Below are 14,746 nucleotides of genomic sequence, written 5' to 3'. Positions count from 1 at the left end.
ATGGCGGACGGTATCGAGATCGGTTTCGGTCCCCTGGAGCAGAGCGGCCAGGGCCCCGGCGGATCCGGCGATCTCGTGGTCTTCGTCGGCGACGACCTGTCGCTCGGGTCGGCTGCCCGCGAGGCACTCGGCGCCTCCGGGACGGATCTCGTGGCCCGCGCCGCGGCCTCCGAGAAGTTCAAGGGCCGCTCGCTCAGCGCCCTGTCCCTGCCGGCCCCGGCGGGCGTCGGTGCCGACCGCCTCGTGGTCGTGGGCCTGGGCTCGGAGAAGGACCGGGCCAAGACCGACTGGCCGGCGCTCGGCGGCTTCACAGCCGGCAAGGTGGCGGGACGGACCGCCCGGGTCGTGCTCGACTGGCCGGGCGCGACGGTCACGGCGGCGCAGGCCGGCGAGTTCGCTCTCGGCGCGCGCCTGCGGACCTACGCGTTCGACCGCTACAAGACCAAAAAGAAGCCCGATGCCGACGACAAGACCGTCACCGCGCTGACCCTGCTGCTCGCCGATCACGGCGCGGCCGCCCGCGAGGGCGAGGGCGCCAAGAGCCTGTCCGACGGCGTGGTCCTGGCCCGCGACCTCGTGAACGAGCCGCCGAACGTGCTCTTCCCGGCTGAGTTCGCCCGCCGCGCCTCGGAACTCGCCAAGCTCGGAGTCGAGATCGAGGTGCTGGAGCCGGCCCGGATGCGGGAACTCGGCATGGGCGCGCTGCTCGCGGTGGCGCAGGGCTCGGCCCGCGAGCCGCGGATCGTGATCATGCGCTGGAACGGCGGCCCCGCGGCCGAGGCGCCCGTCGCCCTCATCGGCAAGGGCGTCGTGTTCGATTCCGGCGGCGTCTCGATCAAGCCGGGCGGCGGCATGGAGGACATGAAGGGCGACATGGGCGGCGCCGCCGCCGTCGTCGGCGCGCTCCACGCGCTCGCCGCCCGCAAGGCGCGCTGCAACGTGGTCGGCGCCATCGGCATCGTGGAGAACATGCCGGACGGCGGCTCGTACCGCCCGTCCGACATCCTGACCTCCATGTCGGGCCAGACCATCGAGGTGATCAACACCGACGCCGAGGGCCGGCTGGTGCTGGCCGACGTGATCACCCACGTCATCCGCAGCACCAAGCCCAAGGCGATCGTCGACCTCGCGACGCTGACCGGCGCGATCATCGTGGCGCTGGGCCAGGACATCGCCGGCATGTTCTCGAACGACGACACGCTGGCGGGCAACATCCACGCCGCCGGCGAGGCGACCGGCGAGAAGGTGTGGCGGATGCCGCTGATCCCCGCCTACGACAAGGCGATCGATTCCAAGTTCGCCGACATGAAGAACACCGGCGGCCGCCACGGCGGCGCCGCCACCGCGGCGTCGTTCATCAAGCGCTACGTCGAGGACGTTCCGTGGGCGCATCTCGACATCGCCGGCGTCGCGATGTCGTCGAACGCCAGCGAGATCAACCGCAGCTGGGGCGCAGGCTGGGGTGTGCGCCTCCTCGACCGGCTGATCCGCGACCATTACGAGGCCCGCTGAGGCTGCCGCGGCGGTCCCGACCCCGCGCGCCTCTCCGGGTGATCCCAACATGGCCGCACACGCCAACGCCGCGCTCGACCGGGTCGGCCCCCCGTGCGCCGGGACGTCCGGAGGCCGCACGAGCGGCGTCCTGACGGCGGCGGGGCCGATCCTCGCCATGCTGGCCGCCCTGGCTCTCGTCGCGGCGACCGGCCTGAGCCAGCGCGACGCCGTGCCGGAGGCCCTCGAGCCCTGGATCTTCGGCTACTTCATCGCCCGCTACCCGCTCTTCGCCTTCGCGCTGGTCTACGGGCTCGGCCACCTCGCGCGGGTGGCGACGGGCCCGGGCCCGGGCTCCGCGCCGCGCCGGATCGTGTTCGGACTGGCGGGCGCGGCCGCGCTCCTCGCCGCCGGGCTCTACCCGACCTTCGGCGGCCTCGTCCTGCGCGGCGCCTTCGCCACTGGGGGCATGGCCTTCCTCACCCACCAGCCCCTGTGGTTGGCCTACGGGCTCGGCGCCGCCGTGGGCGCGCTGACGTTCGGCGGCGTCCTCGGCCTGTTCGCGGTCGCGGCCAACCGGCCCCTGCGGCCGCGGCTGCGCCGGGTCGGCTACGGCGCGCTCGCCTTCCTGACCCTGTGGCTCGGCGCGATCCTGATCGGCCTCGCCGGCGACCTGGGCGTCGGCCCCTGGCCCCGGCGGGCCATGCGGCCGGAGGAGGCCGCGCTCGCCGCCGGCCTGCTGATCGCGGCGGCCCTGCCCCACACCGTGCTGGCGACATTGCGCCGGCATCGTCCAGCCCTCTGACCCCCCTGCCTTGCGGGCCGGCCTCCGTTCCCGCAGAGTCCGCGCGACAGGCGTTGCGGGACTCGGCCCCCGAGAGTCGGGCCCGCGGGAGGCATCGCGATGCATGAGGCGAACGTGATGGAGCACGGCGCTCGAGCCGCCACGGCCGGAGCGATGCCGGGCCACGGGGCCTCCGACCGGCCCTGGCTGCCCTTCTATCCGCCCGGCGTGCCGGCGGAGATCGACGTCGCGGGCCTCGGGACCTTGGTCGACCTGTTCGAGACCAGCGTGACCGCCTTCGCAAGCCGGCCAGCGATGCTGTGCTTCGGCTCGACCATGACCTACGCGACCCTCGGCCAGCAGGCGCGCGACCTCGCGGCCTGGCTGCGCGGACAGGGTCTGGCGAAGGGCGACCGCGTGGCGATCATGCTGCCGAACGTCCCAGCCTACGCCGTGGCGATCTTCGGCGTCCTCCTGGCGGGGGGAACGGTGGTCAACACCAACCCGCTCTACACGCCCCGGGAATGCGTGCAGCAGATCAACGATTCCGGCGCGCGGATCCTGATCGTCCTGGAGAATTTCGGCGCCACCATCGCGGCGGCGCTGCCGGACGTGGCCCTGGAGCGGGTCGTCCTCGTGGGTCCGGGCGACGGGCTGGGGCTGAAGGGGCGGGTGATCAACCTCGCGAGCCGGCACGTCCGCAAGGCGGTGCCGCCGTTCCGCCTGCCGGAAGGGCTGGCGATCCCGTTCGCCACCGTGCTCCGCCAGGGCCGGACGATGCCGCGCGCGTCCGCCGCGGTCGACCCGGAGGACCTCGCCTTCCTGCAATACACCGGGGGCACCACCGGCATAGCCAAGGCGGCGATGCTGAGCCACCGCAACATCATGGCGAACGTCGAGCAGTCGCAGCTCTGGTTCAACTCGAAGGATCCGAGCGTCGCGCGCTGCGTGGTCACGGCGCTGCCGCTCTACCACATCTTCGCGCTCACCGCGTGCTTCTTCCAGTTCATGCGCAGCGGCGGCTCCTGCCTGCTGATCCCCAATCCGCGCGACTGCGACGGCATGGTCAAGACCCTGAGCCGCACGCGCTTCACCCACCTGATGGGCGTGAACACGCTGTTCAACGTCCTGATCAACCATCCGAAGATCGGCACGGTGGATTTCGCCCACCTCGACTTCGTGGTCGGCGGCGGCACGGCCGTCCAGCGGGCGGTGGCCGAGCGCTGGAAGGCCCTGACCGGCAACACGATCATCGAGGGCTACGGCCTGTCGGAGACCTCGCCGGTCGTGTGCGTCAACCCGCGGGGCATGCGCGACTTCTCCGGCACGATCGGCTACCCGCTGCCCTCCACGGAGGTCTCGATCCGCGCCGTCTCCGGCGAACCCCTCCCGGCCGGGCAGCCGGGCGAGATCTGCGTGCGCGGCCCGCAGGTGATGCGCGGCTACTGGAATCGGCCGGAGGAGACCGCGCGGGCGATGACCGCGGACGGGTTCTTCCGGACGGGCGACGTCGCGATCCTGCAGGCGGACGGCCAGGTCCGGATCGTCGACCGGATGAAGGACATGATCCTCGTCTCCGGCTTCAACGTCTATCCGAACGAGGTCGAGGACGTGCTGGCGGCCCACCCGGCCGTGCTCGAATGCGCGGTGGTCGGCGCGCCGAGCGAGGAGACGGGCGAGATGGTGGTGGCCCACGTGGTCCTGAAGGACCCGTCGGTCTCCACCGATATCCTGCGGGCGCATGCCCGCACCCAGCTCACCGGCTACAAGGTTCCCCGCCGCGTGGTGCTCCACGAGACCCTGCCGAAGACCAATGTCGGCAAGGTGCTGCGGCGGATGCTGCGCGACGAGACGCCGCCGGCCTGAGCGTCGTCCGCGCGGCGGACGGCCTGCGTCCCGGTGCCGCTCACGGGCGGCGTAACTCCTGCGCGCCGTTCGCCGAAAGGTGAGGCTGCGGCGCTTGCGCCCCTGTCGGCCGCGGCCGATCTGTGGGTTGTGCAGGCAGGAGATCCGAGGAGACGGCCATGTTGATCAAGCGCAGGCGCGGCTGGGAGATTCCGGAGCATCTGGCGACGCCGGAAGCCGTGTTCCTCAATCGGCGGGCCCTGATCGGCGGCGCGGCCGGGCTCGCGGCCGGCTCGCTCCTGGGTGGGCGCGCGGCCCTCGCGGCGGCGGGCGACCAGCCGCTCTACCCGGCGCCGCAGAACCCCGCCTACACGCTCGACCGCCCCCTGACCCCGGAGCGCTTCAGCGCCGACTACAACAATTTCTACGAGTTCGGCACGTCGAAGACGGTGCTGCCGGCGGCCAACGCCCTCAAGACGCAGCCCTGGACCCTGAAGATCGACGGGCTCGTCGAGAAGCCGTTCGAGATCGGCATCGACGACCTGATCCGGAAGGTCGGCCTGGAGGAGCGTCTCTACCGTCACCGCTGCGTCGAGGCGTGGTCGATGGCGGTGCCCTGGACCGGATTCCCGCTGGCGAAGCTCGTGGCGCTGGCCAAGCCCGCCTCCGGCGCGAAGTACATCCGCTTCGAGACTTTCATGGACAAGGCGATGGCGCCCGGCCAGCGGGCGTTCTTCTATCCCTGGCCCTACACGGAGGGCCTGACCCTGGCTGAGGCCGGGAACGACCTCGCCTTCATGGTCACGGGGATCTACGGCAAGCCGCTGCCCAACCAGTTCGGGGCGCCGATCCGCGTCGCGGTGCCGTGGAAGTACGGGTTCAAGTCGGCCAAGTCGCTGGTGAAGATCTCGTTCACGGCCGACCGGCCGAAGACCTTCTGGGAGGGCCTGCAGGCCTCGGAGTACGGCTTCTGGGCCAACGTGAACCCGGCCGTGCCGCACCCGCGCTGGAGCCAGGCGACCGAGCGCGTCCTCGGCACCGATCAGCGCGTACCGACGTTGATCTACAACGGCTACAGCGAGCAGGTCGCCGGCCTCTACAAGGGCCTCGAAGGCGAGCGCCTGTTCGTGTGAGCACGGGCCTGCCGGAGCCGCGCTGATCTGGCGCGGCTTCCGCAGCGACGACGCGGCTCCTACGCTGCCCGGCCGACGAGGTCGACAATCCGCGGCCTAGCGCGGGCAGGCATGGGCCCGCTCGAAGGCCTGCAGATCCGCCACCGTCGCCTGCTCCTGGCGCGAGAGCGGCACGCGATCCATGGCGTCGAACCGGCAATCGGCGTTGCCGAAGGTCCGGACCGCGCGCGGCGTGGTGAAGCAGTAGCCGGCCTGCTTGTAGATCAGGTTGCGTTGGTACCAAGCTTCCGCGCAGTCATCCGCCATCGCGCCGGTGGAGCCCGCGACGAGGATCAGAGCGTAGAGAGCAGCGCGCATCGAATCGTCTCCGTGAGGAGCCGGATCCAACCATCGGATGCTCAGTAGGTCCAGCGCTGCGCCTTCGAGACGAGGAAGTCGCGGAACGCCTGCACCCGGGCGACCGAGCGCATCTCCTCGGCGTAGACGAGGTAGCTCTCCAGGCTCGGCATCTCGGTCTCGCGCAGCACCTGCACGAGCTGCTGGCCGCCATCCACCGCGTAATCGGGCAAGATGCCGATGCCGGCGCCGGCCTCCATGGCGCGCTGCAGGGCGCCGATATTGTTCACCGTCAGGTGGACCTGGCGACGCTCGCGGCCCTCGCGGCCCGCATCGGCGAGCCAGTGGGCGGCCAGCAGGTACGATGGCTCGTTGCCGCCGAAGGAGACAAGGCGGTGGTCGTCGAGCTCCTCGATGGTCTTGGGCTCGCCGAACCGCTTCACGTAATCCGGACTGGCGAAGGCGTGGTAGTGCACGGTGAACAGCCGCCGCTGGATCAGGTCCGGCTGCGCCGGGCGGCGCATGCGGATCGCCACGTCGGCCTCGCGCATGGCCAGATCGAGCTCCTCGTTGGTGAGGATCAGCTCGATGCGCACGTCCGGGTAGAGGTCGAGAAACTCGCCGACCCGCTGCGACAGCCAGGACGTGCCGAGGCCGACCGTGGTGGTGACCTTGAGGTCGCCGGTCGGCCGCTCGGAGGTCTCGACGAGGCGCGCCCGGGTATTCTCCAGGCGCAGCTTCATGTCCCGCGCGGCGCGGAACAGCAGGTCGCCCTGCTCGGTGAGCAGGAGGCCGCGGGCGTGGCGATGGAAGAGCGGCGCCTTGAGCTCGCGCTCCAGGGCGCTGATCTGGCGGCTGACCGCCGATTGGCTGAGCCCGATATCGTCACCCGCCTTGGTGAAGCTCCCCGCCTCCGCGACGTTGAGGAAGATCCGGATCTTGTCCCAGTCCAAGGCGAGAACCCCTACCAGCGCGCGCCCGCGGGTCGCGCCCGGGGTGGAGAAGGGGCGCGAAGCGGCGGGCAGATCACCGGGCGAACTGCGCGGTGCCGCGTGCGGATGGCCGCTCCCGACACCGCGCGGGCATGCAATCGGTGCATCCCGGCGCAGTCAGCACTCCTATGCACACGGCGCATGGTCCTGCGCAAGCATAAGCAGCGCGAACTTGTTGAAATGCGGGGCCTGACGGCTTCGCGCGGGAGGTGCGGAGGCCCGTCCGGCCGTCATTCCGCCGCGGCGGCCTGGACCGGGCTCTCACCGATCTCGAGATTGGCCAGGAACTTCTCCGCCTCCAGCGCCGCCATGCAGCCCATGCCGGCGGCGGTGATCGCCTGGCGGTAGACGTCGTCAGTGACGTCGCCGGCGGCGAACACGCCCGGGATCTCGGTCTCGGTCGTGCCGGGCTTCACGGTGAGATAGCCGCCGTGGCGCATGGGCAGCTGCCCCTCGAAGATGGCGGTCGCCGGCTGATGGCCGATCGCCACGAACACGCCGTCGGCCTTCACCTCGCTGATCTCGCCCGAGCGCGGATCCTTGAGACGGACGTGCGTCACGTTCGGTGCCGGCTTCTGCACGCCGCAGATCTCGGCGATCTCGCGGTGCCACAGCACCTCGACGTTCGGGTGCTTGAACAGGCGCTCCTGAAGGATCCGCTCGGCGCGAAAGCTGTCGCGGCGGTGGACCACCGTCACCTTGCTGGCGATGTTGGCGAGGTACAGGGCCTCCTCGACCGCGGTGTTGCCGCCGCCGACCACCACGACGTCCTTGCCGCGGAAGAAGAAACCGTCGCAGGTCGCGCAGGCCGAGACGCCGCCGCCCTGGAACGCCGCCTCGGACGGGATGCCGAGCCACTTGGCCTGCGCCCCGGTGGCGATGACCAGGGCGTCGCACGAGTAGGTCTCGCCGGAATCGGCCTCGAGGCGGAACGGCCGCTGCTTGAGATCGACCTTCGTGATGTATTCCGAGACGATCCGGGTACCGACGTGCTCGGCCTGGAGGCGCATCTGCTCCATCAGCCAGGGGCCCTGGATGGCCTCGGCGAAGCCCGGGTAGTTCTCGACATCGGTGGTGATCATGAGCTGGCCGCCCGGCTGGAAGCCGGAGATCAGCAGCGGCTCGACCATGGCGCGGGCGGCGTAGATCGCCGCCGTGTAGCCGGCGGGTCCCGAGCCGATGATGACGAGCTTGGCGTGGGTGTGGGCCATCTGTCTCGGTCTCCTCAGGCCGGTCCGGCCGCGCGGCGCGCGGCATAGGCGTCGGCGAGCGCCCGGGCGATCACCGGAGTCGCATCGATCGGCTTGTACGTCAGATCTGCCAACTGACCGGTGAACGGTCGCAGCGCCCCGGCGATCGCCAGCCCGGCGAACATGCGCCGATGCCGGATATAGGTACGCGGCAGGTCGAACAGCAGGACCGGCGCGCCGGTGGACACCGCCTCGCTCACCATGTTGGCCGAGTCGGAGGTCACGACGATCGCCTCGGCGAGCGCCAGCATGGCCACGTAGGGGTTGTCGCCGCTCCCGTCCCAGAGGAACCCACCAGTCTCGGCGGCGAGCACCTTCACGGCGTCGCGGAGCGGGTTCGGCGTCCGGCGGGAGATCGTCACCATCAGCCGGCAGCCCTGCGCGGCCAGCCCGCGCAGATCCTCCACGAGGCGGTTCATGTCGGTCTTGCGGTAGCTCAGGTGACGGCTGTCGCCGCCGACCAGCACCGCCACCCGCGGGCCGTCGAGGCGCGCGAGCCGCGGATCCGGCCGGGCCCGGGCCGCGGCCAGGCGCGCCGCGGTGACGAGGTGCGGCGCCGTGAGCGTGGTGAAGACGTTGGGACCGCGCAGATCGTCGTAATCCGGCACCCAGATGAAGTCGGCGCTGTCGGCGCCGGTCCGCGGATCCTTCAGGAAGGCCGTGAAGGTCCGGCCGCCGGTCGCGCGCCGCACGGTCCGCAGGTACGGGACCGACCGGCGGCCGGAGGCGATCAGGATGTCGGGGTAGGGGCCCGACAGGGCGCCGGCCCGGCGGCGCGGGCCCTCGCGCGGGTCGATCGGCCCCCAGGGCGCCATCCAGCCGAATGGTCCTGAGGCCGGCACCTTCCGGATCTCGAAGTCGAGACCCAGGGTCTCGGCGATGCCGACGCACTGGTTCTCGTCGCCGGCCTTGCCGTCCGTGACGATCCAGGCGCGGGCGCGGGCGAGCTCGGGCAGGCGCTCGCGCCGCGGGTCCGAATTGCTGACCGGCGCGCTCTGCGCCTCCGACACGTCGATGCTTGCCATGCTCCTCACCGGATACGCCCCACGCTGCCGACCGGGGCCGGCGGCCGCCTTCTAATCCCGCGGCAGGTCGCGGGCGAGCCACTGGGCGTAGATGTCGGCGATGGCGGCGAGCCGGCGCTGCTCGAATTGCGGATCGTACCACGCGCCGCCGTAGCTCGACGGCGTCGCGGTCATCTGCGGGTAGCGCCCGAGCACCTGCCCCTTGGGCCCGACGAGCAGCGCCTCGCCCTCCATGTAGTCGGTCTCGAAGTTGCCGCCCAGGCCGCGCAGGGAGCCGCTGCCGACATAGGGCCGGAGCGACAGGCTCGTCACGACCACGACGAGGCGCGGCCCGCGGCCGCCGATCCGACCGGCGAAGTTCTTCCGCAGGGCGTCGGTCAGGTCGCCGGCCAGCGCCTCGGCCTGCAGCCCCGCGCCCTTGTTCAGGAGCGGCCGCACGTCGACCCTGACGTCGGAGAAGACCGGAGTCGGCGGAAAGTCGCTCGCCGCCGCGGACCCCGCGACGGCACCGAGGAGCAGGCCGGCGAGCCGGCCCCACGTACGCGGGCGCATCGGCTCAGCCGCCGTACTGGACGGCGACGACCTCGTAGGACTTGCCGCCCCCGGGCGTGGTGACCTCGACCGTGTCGCCGACGCCCTTGCCGATCAGCGCGCGGGCGATCGGCGAGGTGATCGAGACCCGGCCCGAGCGCACGTCGGCCTCCGGCTCTCCCACGATCTGGTAGGTCTTCTCCTCCTCCGTGTCCTCGTCGACGAGCTTCACGGTGGCGCCGAACTTGATCCTGTCACCCGAGAGCTTCGTGACGTCGATCACTTCGGCCCGCGCGATCATGCTCTCCAGTTCGAGGACGCGGCCCTCGTTGTGGGACTGCGCCTCCTTGGCGGCGTGGTACTCGGCGTTCTCCGACAGGTCGCCGAGCGCGCGGGCCTCCGCGATCGCCTGGATGATGCGCTGGCGCTCCACCTGCTGGCGGTGCTTCAGCTCCTCTTCGAGGGCTGCCAGCCCGCGCACCGTGATCGGAACCTTGTCTATCGCCATCGTCTCGCGCCACAATGAAGAGGCCCGGCCGAGAGTGCAGCACTCTCCCCGGGCCATGAAATGAAGTCAGCGGAACCCTGAGGTTCAGGCCGCGAAGTATTCCTGCAACGCGCGGACCTTGAGATCGCCTTCTAGATAGGCCTTGATCCCCTCGGCCGCGGCCATCGCGCCGGCTAGAGTGGTGTAATACGGCACCTTATGCAAGAGGGCCGCGCGCCGGAGCGAGCGCGAGTCCGACAGGGCGCCGGCCCCCTCGGTGGTGTTCAGGACGAGGTGGATCCCGCCGTTCTTGATCGCGTCGACCACGTGCGGCCGGCCCTCCAGAACCTTGTTGATCCGCTCTGCCGGAACGCCGTTCTCCGCGAGGTAGCGCTGCGTGCCGCCGGTCGCCAGGATGGTGAAGCCGAGATCGGACAGGAGCTTCATGGTCGGCAGGATGCGGGCCTTGTCGGCATCCCGCACCGAGACGAAGACGGCCCCCGCCTTCGGTACCTGGGTGCCCGAGCCGAGCTGGCTCTTGGCGAAGGCCACGCCGAAGCTGGCGTCGAGCCCGATCACCTCGCCGGTGGAGCGCATCTCCGGTCCGAGCAGCACGTCGACGCCGGGGAAGCGGGCGAAGGGGAAGACCGCTTCCTTCACGGCGATGTGCGGCAGGGTCTTGGGCTTCAGGCCGAAGGTCGCGAGCGGCTCGCCCGCCATGATCCGGGCCGCGATCTTGGCGATCGGCTCGCCGATGACCTTGGCGACGAACGGCACCGTGCGCGAGGCGCGGGGGTTCACCTCCAGCACGTAGATCGTGCCGTCCTTGATGGCGTACTGCACGTTCATCAGGCCGACGACGTTGAGCGCCAGCGCCATGGCCTTGGTCTGCCGCTCCAGCTCGTCCACGATCTCGGCCGAGAGCGAGCGCGGCGGCAGGGAGCAGGCCGAATCGCCGGAATGGATGCCGGCCTCCTCGATGTGCTCCATGATGCCGGCGATGAACACGTCCTTGCCGTCGCAGACCGCGTCGACATCGACCTCGACCGCGTCCGACAGGTAGCGGTCGAACAGGAGCGGGTTCTTGCCCAGCACCGTGTTGATCTGGCCGGTCTTGTCGTTCGGGTAGCGGGCCTTCACCTCGGAGGGGATCAGGCTCGGCAGCGTGTCGAGCAGGTAGTCGGCGAACTGCGTCTCGTCGCGGATGATCGCCATGGCGCGGCCGCCGAGCACGTAGCTCGGGCGGACCACGAAGGGCAGGCCGAGCGTCTCGGCCACCAGCCGGCTCTGCTCGACCGAGTAGGCGATGCCGTTCTTCGGCTGCTTCATCGCGAGCTTGTCGAGGAGCCGCTTGAACTGGTCCCGGTCCTCGGCGAGGTCGATCGCGTCGGGCGAGGTGCCGAGGATCGGCACGCCGGCGGCCTCGAGGGCGCGGGCGAGCTTCAGCGGGGTCTGGCCGCCGAACTGCACGATCACGCCGTGCAGGGTGCCGGCCTGCCGCTCGGTCTCGATGATCTCCAGCACGTCCTCGGCGGTCAGCGGCTCGAAGTAGAGCCGGTCCGAGGTGTCGTAGTCGGTCGAGACCGTCTCCGGGTTGCAGTTGACCATGATGGTCTCGTAGCCGGCGTCCGACAGCGCGAAGCAGGCGTGGCAGCAGCAATAATCGAACTCGATGCCCTGGCCGATCCGGTTCGGGCCGCCGCCGAGGATCACGACCTTCTTGCGATCCGAGGGCTCCGCCTCGTCCACGACCGCGCCCGCGAACGGCGCCACGTAGGTCGAGTACATGTAGGCGGTGGGCGACTTGAACTCGGCCGCGCAGGTGTCGATCCGCTTGTAGACCGGCCGCACCGCCAGGGCGCGCCGGGCCGCGCTGACGGCGGCCTCGTCGGTTTTGGCCAGCACCGCGAGGCGGGCATCCGAGAAGCCGGCGGCCTTGAGCTGGCGGAAGGCGCCGGCCGTCTTCGGCAGGCCGTGGGCCTTCACGCGGTTCTCGAGGTCGATGATCGCCTGGAGCTGCTCGAGGAACCACGGGTCGATCTTGCAGGAGGCGTAGACCTGCTCGTGGCTGACGCCGAGCCGCAGGGCCTGCGCGACCTTGAGCAGCCGGTCCGGGGTCGGAGTGCCGATCGCCGCCTTGATGGCGTTGTGGTCGTCGCCCTTGCCGAGCCCCTCGATCTCGATGTCGTCGAGGCCGGTCAGGCCGGTCTCGAGCGAGCGCAGGGCCTTCTGCAGCGACTCGGCGAAGCAGCGGCCGATCGCCATGGCCTCGCCCACCGACTTCATGGCGGTGGTGAGCGTCGGCTCGGCGCCCGGGAACTTCTCGAAGGCGAAGCGCGGGATCTTGGTGACGACGTAGTCGATCGTCGGCTCGAACGAGGCCGGGGTCGCGCCGCCGGTGATGTCGTTGGCGATCTCGTCGAGCGTGTAGCCGACCGCGAGCTTGGCCGCGACCTTGGCGATCGGGAAGCCGGTGGCCTTGGAGGCGAGGGCCGAGGAGCGCGAGACGCGCGGGTTCATCTCGATCACGATCATGCGCCCGTTCTCGGGGTTGATCGCGAACTGCACGTTCGAGCCGCCGGTCTCGACGCCGATCTCGCGGAGCACCGCCAGCGATGCGTCGCGCATCACCTGGTATTCCTTGTCGGTGAGCGTCAGCGCCGGCGCGACGGTGATCGAATCGCCCGTGTGGACCCCCATCGGGTCGATGTTCTCGATGGAGCAGACGATGATGCAGTTGTCGTTCCGGTCCCGGACGACCTCCATCTCGTACTCTTTCCAGCCGAGCACGCTCTCCTCGATGAGCACCTCGTTGGTCGGCGACGCGTCGATGCCGCGCTCGACGATGTCGAGGAACTCCTCGCGGTTGTACGCGATGCCGCCGCCGGTGCCGCCCATGGTGAAGGACGGCCGGATGATCGCCGGCAGGCCGACCTCGGCCAGCGCGATCAGCGCCTGCCCGATCGCGTGCTCACCGTAGCGCTTGCGCCGCTCGGTCTCACCCGCGGCCCAGCTCTTCTCGTAGGCCGCCAGCGCGGTCTGGCGCGCCGCCGGATCGCTGTTCGCCGCCTCGATCCTGGCGATCTCGGCCAGGTAGGCCTGACGGTCCGCCTTCTTGGCGGCGGACGCGTTGGCGAGCGCCGATTTCGGGGTGTCGAGCCCGATCTTGGTCATGGCGTCGCGGAACAGGCTCCGGTCCTCGGCCTTGTCGATGGCCTCGGCGGTGGCGCCGATCATCTGCACGCCGTACTTCGCGAGCACGCCCATCTTCTGCAGCGACAGGGCGCAGTTGAGCGCCGTCTGGCCGCCCATCGTGGGCAGGATCGCGTCGGGGCGCTCCTTCTCGATGATCTTGGCGACGATCTCCGGGGTGATCGGCTCGACGTAGGTCGCGTCCGCCATGTCCGGGTCGGTCATGATGGTCGCGGGGTTCGAGTTCACCAGGACGATGCGGTAGCCCTCCTCGCGGAGCGCCTTGCAGGCCTGGGTGCCGGAATAATCGAACTCGCAGGCCTGTCCGATGATGATCGGACCCGCACCGATGATCAGGATCGAGGAGATGTCGGTGCGTTTGGGCATCGTGGGCCTTCTCAGGCCAAGCGCGCCCGATCGGGCACGGCTCGAGTGAGCCCTGCTCCCGGACGCGCGTGGCGGGAATGTCGTTGAGCCCCGCGTTTACACGGGCGACGGGCGCATTGGAAGGCCGGGACAACCGCGCAGTCTGGCCGCGCGCCCGGCGCATGGATGCGGCATCGATCCTTCGATTTGGAGGATTTATAAATTCTCAAAAGAATTCATCGATTTCTTGCAGGAGATTGACGCCGGACCTTAAGCTCCGATGGATCGGCCAGCGCGCCGATCGACATCATCATCGTTCGAGACCGAAAATGCTCAGGCTAGCGACACTCTTCGCGATACTTCTGATCGGCTCGATGACGGGCGCGAACGCTTCGGAGGTCGCCATCAAGACTTTGAACAGCGGTCCGGGCGGGATGATGGTCTTCGACCCGGCCTTCGTGAAAATCCAGCCCGGCGACACGGTGCGGTTCGTGCCGGCCGACAAGGGTCACAATGCCGAGCTGATCAAGGGGATGGCGCCCGAGGGCGCGGCGCCGTTCAAGACGGTGGTCGGCAAGGAGGAGGCCGTGACCTTCGACAAGCCCGGCCTCTACGGCATCAAGTGCTCGCCGCACTACATCATGGGGATGGTCGGCCTCGTCCAGGTCGGCGACAGGCCCGAGAACCTGGAGGCGGCCCGGGCGGTGCCGCAGAACAAGCTGGCCGCCAAGCGGTTCGAGCCGCTGTTCGAGAAAGTTCAGTAGGCGCCGGGGCGGCGCTGGCCGCCCCGATCCGTCTCAGAAGCCGGCGTGGAGCGCGGCGACCGCCCGGTCGATCGAGAGGTAGAACACCCCGAAGGCCACCAATGCGGCGGCCGCGAACTCCACGGCGACGTTCGAGAGCGTCTGCGCGCGGCGCAGGGCCTCGCGGCCGAAATAGACCGAGACCCAGGCGAGGGCGAGGACCGCCGGCATGGCGAAGAGGTAGGACACCGTGCTCTCGACGCGGTCGAATCCGCCGGTCGGATCGATCAGCGCCCGGATGTTGCGCACCCAGGGGGCGTAGACGGCGGCGTAGAGGGCGGTCAGCCAGGACAGGCCCGCGGCGACGCCGAGATGGAAGGTGAAGCTGCGGTGCAGGCGGGAGAAATCGTCGCGCGCCTCGTCGATGGTCATCCGGCAATCCCCTGCGACGGACCGCCGTCGCCGGGCGCGGATGCGCCGCCGTTCAGGGGCCGTCGTGGGCTCCCTTAAGCCGTCCGATCTGGCGGATTTTATGGCCCCGCCGCGGCCCGATTGGGGTCGGGACGCAGGA

General features: G+C 70.2%; 13 protein-coding genes. 5 read left to right on the top strand and 8 right to left on the bottom strand.

Going from position 1 to position 14,746, the window contains the following annotated elements; genetic code table 11:
- From BM419_RS04490 to msrP, 4 genes are all read left to right on the top strand, one after another.
- The gene (locus BM419_RS04490) at positions 1-1,512 is read left to right on the top strand and encodes a leucyl aminopeptidase (RefSeq protein WP_020093546.1); all 1,512 of its coding nucleotides are present in this window, start codon (positions 1-3) and stop codon (positions 1,510-1,512) included.
- A 49-nt stretch (positions 1,513-1,561) separates the two neighbouring features.
- Positions 1,562-2,296, top strand: coding sequence for a hypothetical protein (locus BM419_RS04485; protein ID WP_020093545.1), 735 nt, complete (start codon positions 1,562-1,564; stop codon positions 2,294-2,296).
- Between the two features lie 153 nt (positions 2,297-2,449).
- On the top strand, positions 2,450-4,141 hold the full coding sequence (locus BM419_RS04480; protein WP_026604991.1) for an AMP-binding protein: 1,692 nt from the start codon (positions 2,450-2,452) through the stop codon (positions 4,139-4,141).
- A gap of 158 nt (positions 4,142-4,299) precedes the next feature.
- Positions 4,300-5,253 carry a protein-methionine-sulfoxide reductase catalytic subunit MsrP gene (gene msrP, locus BM419_RS04475; RefSeq protein WP_020093543.1) on the top strand — a complete coding sequence of 318 codons (954 nt, stop codon included), beginning with the start codon at positions 4,300-4,302 and terminating at the stop codon, positions 5,251-5,253.
- Between the two features lie 96 nt (positions 5,254-5,349).
- On the opposite strand, the gene BM419_RS04470 is transcribed toward msrP, so the two are convergent.
- The 7 genes from BM419_RS04470 to carB form a co-directional block, all read right to left on the bottom strand.
- A complete protein-coding gene (locus BM419_RS04470) occupies positions 5,350-5,610 on the bottom strand; it encodes a YARHG domain-containing protein (protein WP_020093542.1) in 261 nt (86 codons plus the stop codon).
- Between the two features lie 41 nt (positions 5,611-5,651).
- The gene (locus BM419_RS04465) at positions 5,652-6,542 is read right to left on the bottom strand and encodes a LysR family transcriptional regulator (protein WP_012317569.1); all 891 of its coding nucleotides are present in this window, start codon (positions 6,540-6,542) and stop codon (positions 5,652-5,654) included.
- Between the two features lie 269 nt (positions 6,543-6,811).
- Positions 6,812-7,792: a thioredoxin-disulfide reductase gene (gene trxB / locus BM419_RS04460; RefSeq protein WP_020093541.1), complete on the bottom strand. Its 981-nt coding sequence runs from the start codon at positions 7,790-7,792 to the stop codon at positions 6,812-6,814.
- Positions 7,793-7,806: 14 nt separating this feature from the next.
- Complete coding sequence (locus BM419_RS04455) at positions 7,807-8,856, bottom strand: mitochondrial fission ELM1 family protein (protein ID WP_020093540.1); 1,050 nt, start codon at positions 8,854-8,856, stop codon at positions 7,807-7,809.
- 51 nt (positions 8,857-8,907) lie between these two features.
- Positions 8,908-9,408, bottom strand: a complete 501-nt coding sequence (locus tag BM419_RS04450; protein ID WP_020093539.1) for a hypothetical protein — start codon at positions 9,406-9,408, stop codon at positions 8,908-8,910.
- A 4-nt stretch (positions 9,409-9,412) separates the two neighbouring features.
- Positions 9,413-9,889, bottom strand: coding sequence for a transcription elongation factor GreA (greA, locus tag BM419_RS04445; protein ID WP_170855149.1), 477 nt, complete (start codon positions 9,887-9,889; stop codon positions 9,413-9,415).
- Positions 9,890-9,979: 90 nt separating this feature from the next.
- On the bottom strand, positions 9,980-13,453 hold the full coding sequence (gene carB / locus BM419_RS04440; RefSeq protein WP_020093537.1) for a carbamoyl-phosphate synthase large subunit: 3,474 nt from the start codon (positions 13,451-13,453) through the stop codon (positions 9,980-9,982).
- 353 nt (positions 13,454-13,806) lie between these two features.
- On the opposite strand from carB, the gene BM419_RS04435 reads away from it, so the two are divergent.
- Positions 13,807-14,196 carry a pseudoazurin gene (locus BM419_RS04435; protein ID WP_020093536.1) on the top strand — a complete coding sequence of 130 codons (390 nt, stop codon included), beginning with the start codon at positions 13,807-13,809 and terminating at the stop codon, positions 14,194-14,196.
- A 33-nt stretch (positions 14,197-14,229) separates the two neighbouring features.
- Here the strand turns inward: BM419_RS04435 and BM419_RS04430 are convergent, their stop codons facing one another.
- Complete coding sequence (locus BM419_RS04430) at positions 14,230-14,607, bottom strand: hypothetical protein (RefSeq protein WP_020093535.1); 378 nt, start codon at positions 14,605-14,607, stop codon at positions 14,230-14,232.
- Between the last annotated feature and the right edge of the window lie 139 nt (positions 14,608-14,746).

The organism is Methylobacterium sp. yr668 (assembly GCF_900116245.1).
Classification (GTDB): Bacteria; Pseudomonadota; Alphaproteobacteria; order Rhizobiales; family Beijerinckiaceae; genus Methylobacterium.
This window is presented reverse-complemented; position numbering and strand designations above follow the sequence as displayed.

Excerpts from the sequence above, each read along its gene's own strand:
- BM419_RS04430 (WP_020093535.1), bottom strand. The coding sequence starts at position 14,607 with ATGACCATCGACGAGGCGCGCGACGATTTCTCCCGCCTGCACCGCAGC.
- BM419_RS04455 (WP_020093540.1), bottom strand. The coding sequence starts at position 8,856 with ATGGCAAGCATCGACGTGTCGGAGGCGCAGAGCGCGCCGGTCAGCAAT.
- trxB (WP_020093541.1), bottom strand. The coding sequence starts at position 7,792 with ATGGCCCACACCCACGCCAAGCTCGTCATCATCGGCTCGGGACCCGCC.
- msrP (WP_020093543.1), top strand. The coding sequence starts at position 4,300 with ATGTTGATCAAGCGCAGGCGCGGCTGGGAGATTCCGGAGCATCTGGCG.
- BM419_RS04435 (WP_020093536.1), top strand. The coding sequence starts at position 13,807 with ATGACGGGCGCGAACGCTTCGGAGGTCGCCATCAAGACTTTGAACAGC.
- carB (WP_020093537.1), bottom strand. The coding sequence starts at position 13,453 with ATGCCCAAACGCACCGACATCTCCTCGATCCTGATCATCGGTGCGGGT.
- BM419_RS04480 (WP_026604991.1), top strand. The coding sequence starts at position 2,450 with ATGCCGGGCCACGGGGCCTCCGACCGGCCCTGGCTGCCCTTCTATCCG.
- BM419_RS04470 (WP_020093542.1), bottom strand. The coding sequence starts at position 5,610 with ATGCGCGCTGCTCTCTACGCTCTGATCCTCGTCGCGGGCTCCACCGGC.
- BM419_RS04450 (WP_020093539.1), bottom strand. The coding sequence starts at position 9,408 with ATGCGCCCGCGTACGTGGGGCCGGCTCGCCGGCCTGCTCCTCGGTGCC.
- BM419_RS04485 (WP_020093545.1), top strand. The coding sequence starts at position 1,562 with ATGGCCGCACACGCCAACGCCGCGCTCGACCGGGTCGGCCCCCCGTGC.
- BM419_RS04490 (WP_020093546.1), top strand. The coding sequence starts at position 1 with ATGGCGGACGGTATCGAGATCGGTTTCGGTCCCCTGGAGCAGAGCGGC.